General features: G+C 70.6%; 7 protein-coding genes. 1 reads left to right on the forward strand and 6 read right to left on the reverse strand.

The features are described from left to right. Positions 1-25 precede the first annotated feature (25 nt). Positions 26-1,429: an amidase family protein gene (locus ABZ911_RS32510; protein ID WP_358064623.1), complete on the forward strand. Its 1,404-nt coding sequence runs from the start codon at positions 26-28 to the stop codon at positions 1,427-1,429. Here ABZ911_RS32510 and ABZ911_RS32515 read toward each other — a convergent pair. The 6 genes from ABZ911_RS32515 to ABZ911_RS32540 form a co-directional block, all read right to left on the reverse strand. Then, positions 1,404-2,231, reverse strand: a complete 828-nt coding sequence (locus ABZ911_RS32515) for an alpha/beta hydrolase (protein WP_358064625.1) — start codon at positions 2,229-2,231, stop codon at positions 1,404-1,406. The two genes, ABZ911_RS32510 and ABZ911_RS32515, sit on opposite strands and share 26 nt — an antisense overlap. A gap of 64 nt (positions 2,232-2,295) precedes the next feature. Further along, complete coding sequence (locus ABZ911_RS32520) at positions 2,296-3,141, reverse strand: aldehyde dehydrogenase family protein (protein WP_358064628.1); 846 nt, start codon at positions 3,139-3,141, stop codon at positions 2,296-2,298. Next, positions 3,134-3,331 (reverse strand): hypothetical protein, encoded by a 198-nt coding sequence (locus tag ABZ911_RS32525; RefSeq protein ID WP_358064631.1) that lies wholly within the window; start codon positions 3,329-3,331, stop codon positions 3,134-3,136. The genes ABZ911_RS32520 and ABZ911_RS32525 overlap by 8 nt, the downstream gene beginning before the upstream one ends. After that, positions 3,321-4,739 carry an aldehyde dehydrogenase family protein gene (locus tag ABZ911_RS32530; RefSeq protein WP_358064634.1) on the reverse strand — a complete coding sequence of 473 codons (1,419 nt, stop codon included), beginning with the start codon at positions 4,737-4,739 and terminating at the stop codon, positions 3,321-3,323. Before ABZ911_RS32530 ends, ABZ911_RS32525 begins: the two co-directional genes overlap by 11 nt. Before the next feature lie 5 nt (positions 4,740-4,744). Then, positions 4,745-5,683, reverse strand: coding sequence for a deoxyribose-phosphate aldolase (deoC, locus tag ABZ911_RS32535; protein ID WP_358064637.1), 939 nt, complete (start codon positions 5,681-5,683; stop codon positions 4,745-4,747). 193 nt (positions 5,684-5,876) lie between these two features. Beyond that, complete coding sequence (locus tag ABZ911_RS32540) at positions 5,877-6,350, reverse strand: hypothetical protein (RefSeq protein ID WP_358064640.1); 474 nt, start codon at positions 6,348-6,350, stop codon at positions 5,877-5,879. Positions 6,351-6,687: the final 337 nt, after the last annotated feature.

The raw sequence follows: 6,687 nt of genomic DNA on the forward strand, positions 1-6,687 counted from the left end.
ACGCGGACAGGTCCAAAATCAGGACATGTCATGGACAGAAAAGTCCGCCACGGACATCGCCCAGGCCGTCCGCCAAGGTACGGCCACGGCGGCCGAGGTCGTCGAGGAGCACCTCGGGGTGATCGCCGAGCGTGACGGCCCGGTGGGCGCGTTCCGGATCGTCAGGGAGCGGGCGCTGGAGGAGGCGCGGGCCGTACAGGAACGGCCGGACCTCGCGGAACTGCCGCTCGCGGGTGTGCCCGTCGCGATCAAGGACAACCTGGAGGTGGCCGGCGAGGCCACCCGCAACGGCTCCGCCGCCACCCCGGCCACGCCCGCCACCACCGACCACCCGGCCGTCGCGCGCCTGCGCGCGGCCGGCGCGGTCCTGATCGGCCTCACGAACGTGCCCGAACTCTGCCTGGTCGGCTTCAGCGACAGCGTGTACGGCACCACCCGCACCCCCTGGGACCTCTCCCGTACGGCAGGCGGCTCCTCCGGCGGCAGCGCCGCGGCGGTCGCCTCCGGCATGGTCCCCATCGCCCTCGGCAACGACGGCCTCGGCTCGCTGCGCATCCCCGGCGCCTGCTGCGGCGTCATGGCGCTGAAGCCCGGAACCGGCCTGGTGCCGCCGCCCGCCCACGACTGGCACGGCCTGTCCGAGAACGGCCCCGTGGCCAGGACCGCCGCCGACCTGTCGCTCATGCTGTCGGTACTGGCCGACGACCCCGCCCTGGCCGCGGCCTGGCAGACCGGCGAGCGCCTGGCCTGGGACGACGAGCCCGACGAGCTGTCGGACCTGTCGCTGCCCGACCGGCCGCCGGTCCTGCGCGTCGCCTACACGCCCCAGCCGCTGCCCGCGGGGCTGGGCGTGGATCCGGAGTTCCAGCGGGCGGTCACGGCGGCGGCGGAGGCGCTGCGCGAGGCCGGGCACACCGTCGTCGAGCACGGCGCCCGGCTGCCGTCCTGGCTCGGCCCCGCGACGATCGCCACCTGGCTGGCCTGCGCGCACGAGGACGCCGCCGGGCTCGACCGCAGGCGCCTGGAGCGCCGCACCAGGGCGCTGGCCCGGATGGGCGGACTGCTCTCCCGGGTGGGCGCGGACGGCTCCAAGGGCCGGGCGCGCTGGCGGGACTACGGCGCCGACCAGTGGTTCGGGGACGCCGACGTGCTCGTCACCCCGACGCTGGCCGCGATCCCGCCGAAGGCCGAACGCTGGGGGCGCCGCGGGCTCGTCCGAAACGTGCTGGTGAACGTGACCTACGCCCCCGCCACCGGCCCGTGGAACATGTCCGGCTGGCCCGCGATGACGGTGCCGTTCGGCGTGCACGGCAGCGGCCTGCCGATCGGGGTCCAGCTCGTCGCGCCACCCGGCGGGGAACCGCACCTGCTGAGGCTGGCCGCGCAACTGGAGGCGGCCGAGCCTAGTCCTCGGCCTCGGCCTCGCTGAGGAAGGCGCGGATCTCGGCGGTCATCCGGGCGGCCCGCTGTTTGGGCAGGCCGTGTCCCACGCCCTCGTAGACGCTCAGCCGTACGCCGGGGATCGGCGCGGCCGTCTCGCGCAGCGCCGACGCCGGGAAGAAGGCGTCCTGCTCGCCGCCGACGATCAGCACCGGCATCGCCAGGCCCGCCAGCCGCGCCCGGGTGTCCTGCCGGAGCACCGCGTCCACGGTGGTGACGAAGTCGACCGCCTCGACCGGGGTGGGCGGCTCGCCGAACAGCGACAGCAGCACCTTGGCCATCGACTGGGCGAAGGCGCCGTCCACCGCGGCGGCGGCCAGCTCGCCGTGCAACCGCCGCCACCGGCCCGAGGCGGCCAGCTCGCGCCAGCGCAGGCAGATCGCCCGGCCGCGCGGGGACAGCCGTGCCCCGGCGACGACCAGGACCAGCCGCTCGACCAGGGCGGGGTGGTCCAGGGCGAGATGCTGCGCGATCATCCCGCCGGTGGACAGGCCGACCAACCGGACGCCGCCGAACTCCTGACGGATCAGCTGGGCGTACTCCGCGGCGATGTCCCGCGTCGAGGCCGCCGTGCGCAGCACGCATGGGCGCTGCAGGACGTAGAGCGTGTGCCCCTTGGCCAGGGTGCGGAAGCCCTGGGCGTACCCCAGGACGGCGAGGCGGCCCGGCTGCCGGTTGGTCAGCGACAGGCCGGGCAGCACCACGAGCGTGCGCGCGCCGTAACCGATCCGTACATAGCGGAATCGGTCACGGAAGACGCCGGCGGAGGCGGCGGGCGAGCGTGTTTCCACGGTTACTCCAGGAGACGACATGCGAACACTACGCCGCCCCCTGGAGCGGCTCCAGGGGCTCGCCCTACGCGGAGGCCGGGTGCCAGACCGTCTTGGTCTCCAGGAAACGGGTCATCCGGGAGATGCCGGGGTCGGCCGTCCAGTCCTGCGCGGAAGGCCGCAGCACCCGCTTGAGGTTCTCCGCCGCCGCCTGCTCGCAGGCCAGCGCCAGCGCGGCGTCCTCGACGCCGGTCAGGTCGAGCCCGTTGACGTCCATGTGCGCGGCCAGCCACGGCGCCAGCTCGGCCTGCAGCCCGGTGAGGATGTTGACCACCCCGCCCGGCAGGTCGGAGGTCGCCAGCACCTCGGCCAGCGTGATCGACGCCAGCGGAGCCCGCTCGGACGCCACCACCACGCAGGTGTTGCCGGTCACAATCGCCGGAGCGATCACCGACACCAGCCCGAGCAGCGGATCGGCGGGCGCCACCACCGCGACGACACCGGTCGGCTCAGGCGAGGACAGGTTGAAGTACGGCCCCGCGACCGGATTCGACGTCCCCCGCACCGACGCGATCTTGTCCGACCAGCCCGCGTACCAGACCAGCCGGTCCACGGCCGCGTCCACGGACTCCAGCGCGGCCTTCTTCCCGGTGCCCAGCTCCTCGGCGAACTGCGCCCGCCGCCCTTCGAGCATCTCGGCCACCCGGTAGAGGATCTGGCCCCTGTTGTAGGCCGTCGCCCCCGACCAGCCGGGGAACGCCTTGCGCGCGGCGCTCACCGCGTCGCGCGCGTCCTTGCGCGAAGCCCTGGACGCGTTGGCCAGGAAGTCACCCTTCGCGGAGGTCACGATGTAGGACCTTCCACTCTCGGAGCGCGGGAACGCTCCGCCGATGAACAGCTTGTAGGTCTTGCGAACGGACAACCTACTCATCGCCGCGGCCCCTCCACGTGGTCTCCTGCGATGGACGTACGGGCACGAAGATCTGGCCGCAGCGGCTGACCCCGCAGCGGTGCGCGAACCAGCCGGTCCTGACCGGACGGCCCGCGCGGGCGAAGTCGTGCCCCCTGGTGGCCTGCGCGCGGCGCTTGGCGCGCCTGCGGCGCCGGTGCTCACACGTCAAGGTAGGCCTCCAGACCCAGCAGGCCGCCTTCGCGCCCGTACCCCGACTCCTTGTAGCCGCCGAACGGCGAGGCGGGATCGAAGCGGTTGAAGGTGTTGGCCCAGACGACCCCGGCCCTGAGCCGGTCGGCCATCCACAGGATGCGCGACCCCTTCTCGGTCCACACCCCGGCCGACAGGCCGTACGGGGAGTTGTTGGCCTTCTCCACGGCCTCGGCGGGCGTGCGGAAGGTGAGCACGGACAGCACCGGGCCGAAGATCTCCTCGCGGGCGATGCGGTGCGACTGGGCGACGCCGGTGAAGATGGTCGGCGGGAACCAGAAGCCCTTGTCGGGGATCGGGCACGCGGGCGACCAGCGCTCAGCCCCCTCGGCCTCACCGATCTCGCTCAGCGAGCGGATCTTGGCGAGCTGTTCGGCCGAGTTGATCGCGCCGATGTCGGTGTTCTTGTCGAGCGGGTCGCCGAGCCGGAGCGTGCCGAGCCGTCGCTTGAGCGCGTCCAGCACCTCCTCCTGTACGGACTCCTGCACCAGCAGCCGGGAGCCCGCGCAGCAGACGTGGCCCTGGTTGAAGAAGATGCCGTTGACGATGCCCTCGACGGCCTGGTCCAGCGCGGCGTCCTCGAACACGATGTTCGCGGCCTTGCCGCCCAGCTCCAGCGTGAGCTTCTTGGTGGTGCCCGCGACGGTCCGCGCGATGATGCGGCCGACCTCGGTGGAGCCGGTGAAGGCCACCTTGTCCACGCCGGGGTGCGCGACGACGGCCGCGCCGGTCTCCCCCGCGCCGGTGACGATGTTGACCACGCCGGGCGGCAGGTCGGCCTGCTGGCAGATCTCCGCGAAGGCCAGCGCGGTCAGCGGGGTGGTCTCGGCCGGCTTGAGCACGACCGTGTTGCCGCAGGCCAGCGCCGGCGCGATCTTCCAGGCCAGCATGAGCAGCGGGAAGTTCCACGGGATGACCTGGCCGGCCACGCCGAGCGGCTTGGTGCCGAACCCGGCGTACTCCAGCTTGTCGGCCCAGCCCGCGTAGTAGAAGAAGTGCGCGGCGACCAGCGGCAGGTCCACGTCGCGCGACTCGCGGATGGGCTTGCCGTTGTCGAGTGACTCCAGGACGGCCAGTTCGCGGGCGCGCTCCTGGATGATCCGGGCGATGCGGAAGAGGTACTTGGCCCGCTCGGCGCCCGGCAGCGCGCTCCACACGCCGAAGGCCTTGCGCGCCGCCTGGACCGCGCGGTCGACGTCCTCGGACGTCGCCGTGGCGATCTCGGCCAGCGTCTCCTCCGAGGCCGGGCTGATGGTCTTGAAGGCGGTGCCGCCGCCGTCGACGAACTCGCCGTTGACGAACAACCCGTAGGACGGCTTGATGTCGACGACGTCACGCGACTCGGGCGCAGGTGCGTATTCGAACATCGTGATCAGTCCAGGGTGAAGTAGTCGGGACCGGCGTACCGGCCGGTGGCGAGCTTCTGGCGCTGCATCAGCAGGTCGTTCAGCAGCGAGGAGGCGCCCAGGCGGAACCAGTCGGGGCTCAGCCAGTCCGCGCCCGCCGTCTCGTTGACCAGCACGAGGTTCTTGATCGCGTCCTTGGTGGTACGGATGCCGCCCGCGGGCTTCACGCCGACCTGGCGGCCCGTCCGGTCGCGGAAGTCGCGCACCGCCTCCAGCATGATCAGCGTGACCGGCAGTGTGGCCGCGGGGGCGACCTTGCCGGTGGAGGTCTTGATGAAGTCAGCACCGGCGATCATGGCCAGCCAGGAGGCGCGCCGTACGTTGTCGTACGTCGCCAGTTCGCCGGTCTCCAGGATCACCTTCAGGTGCGCCGTACCGCAGGCGGCCTTGATCGCGACGATCTCCTCGAACACCTTGAGGTAGTCGCCCGACAGGAACGCGCCGCGGTCGATCACCATGTCGATCTCGTCGGCGCCCGCGGCCACCGCCAGCGCGGTGTCGCTCACCTTGACCTCCAGCGAGGAACGGCCGCTGGGGAAGGCGGTCGCCACCGAGGCGACCTTCACCCCCGAGCCGCCCAGCGCGTCGACGGCGACGGCGACCAGGTCGGGGTAGACGCACACGGCCGCCACCTTGGGCACCGTGGGGTCGCCCGGGTCGGGGTGGTTGGCCTTCGCGCACATGGCCCGGACCTTGCCGGGCGTGTCAGCTCCTTCGAGGGTGGTCAGGTCGACCATGGAGATGGCCAGGTCGATGGCCTGGGCCTTGGCGGTCGTCTTGATGGAGCGGGTGCCGAGCATCGCCGCCCGCTGGTCCGCGCCCACCCGGTCGACACCTGGGAGGCCGTGCAGGAAGGCTCGCAGCGTGATGTCCGAGGACGCCACGTCCGCGAGCGAGGTAGTCACAGTTGACACCCCCACAGCATCGCCGACCGGAACGGGTAGCTCCAAACCGGACGTGCCCGAATGTCCACCCCTTTTTCGTCAGCATCATCCGTTTCGACCAGCCACCCACCACCTCCGCCCGGCGACAGCCACCCACCACCCCAAACACGAGACGGCCCCGCCTCCTAGCAGGAGACCGGGCCGTTGCGAGCGGTCAGACCAGCTCTAGCTCATCCTCGGCCGCTTCGAGACCGGCGAACTTCGCCCGGATACGCCGATCGGTATCAGGAACCTCGTTCACGCTTTTGATGATGCCGTTCAGGAAGTCCTCCAGGGCGTTCCTGAGACTGTTGGCGACCGTCTGGCGAGTCCATTGACCTAGAAGATCGTCCTTGGCCAGCGCCAGCACCGCTTCTCTGCCCAGAAACTTGGCCTCAACGAAGTCACGCATCTCATCAATTGAGACGAACTCGACGCCCGACAGATCCTCAGCGCCTAGACAGACATACGCCCAGGCTGACAGGCCACGATCGCTCTCCATCACCTGGGTAAACAGAACCAGCTGCTCGTTCAGACGGAAGGTACCTATCAACGGGATCTCATACTCGTGCCAAACTTCGAGATCCGTCGCTTCAAGCTTCGGTCGCCATGGAGGCTGTCCTCTTTTGATCAGTGAGTCCAGATTCACCGCTCTACCTCCCCTCTTCTCCGTACCCATTGAAGCACTTGACGAAGCGCTCCGTCACGTCGAGAGACCACGGAATCTGCTGCTCGTTGACGGGATCGCCATCTGGCCAAACCACCGAGACATGGCTCTCTGCAGCCTCACATCCCGCCGAAACGATACGAGAAGATGGTGTGTGGAGGACCGCGAAGCCCTCACTGCGCAGGCCACCCGCCGTGGTGTACCTTACTGCGGCACGCTGGAGATCTCTAGTACGGCAGCCGCCATTTGCTGGATGACCAGGCCAGATTCGCAGCAGGTCGATGTGATCCTGTGATCGGAATCCGATCCAACGAGAACA

The organism is Nonomuraea sp. NPDC046570, assembly GCF_040645915.1.
Lineage (GTDB): Bacteria > Actinomycetota > Actinomycetes > Streptosporangiales > Streptosporangiaceae > Nonomuraea.

Bases quoted from the DNA above. Each gene is read 5' to 3' on its own strand.
- ABZ911_RS32510 (WP_358064623.1), top strand. From the start codon at position 26: ATGTCATGGACAGAAAAGTCCGCCACGGACATCGCCCAGGCCGTCCGC.
- ABZ911_RS32520 (WP_358064628.1), bottom strand. From the start codon at position 3,141: ATGAGTAGGTTGTCCGTTCGCAAGACCTACAAGCTGTTCATCGGCGGA.
- ABZ911_RS32530 (WP_358064634.1), bottom strand. From the start codon at position 4,739: ATGTTCGAATACGCACCTGCGCCCGAGTCGCGTGACGTCGTCGACATC.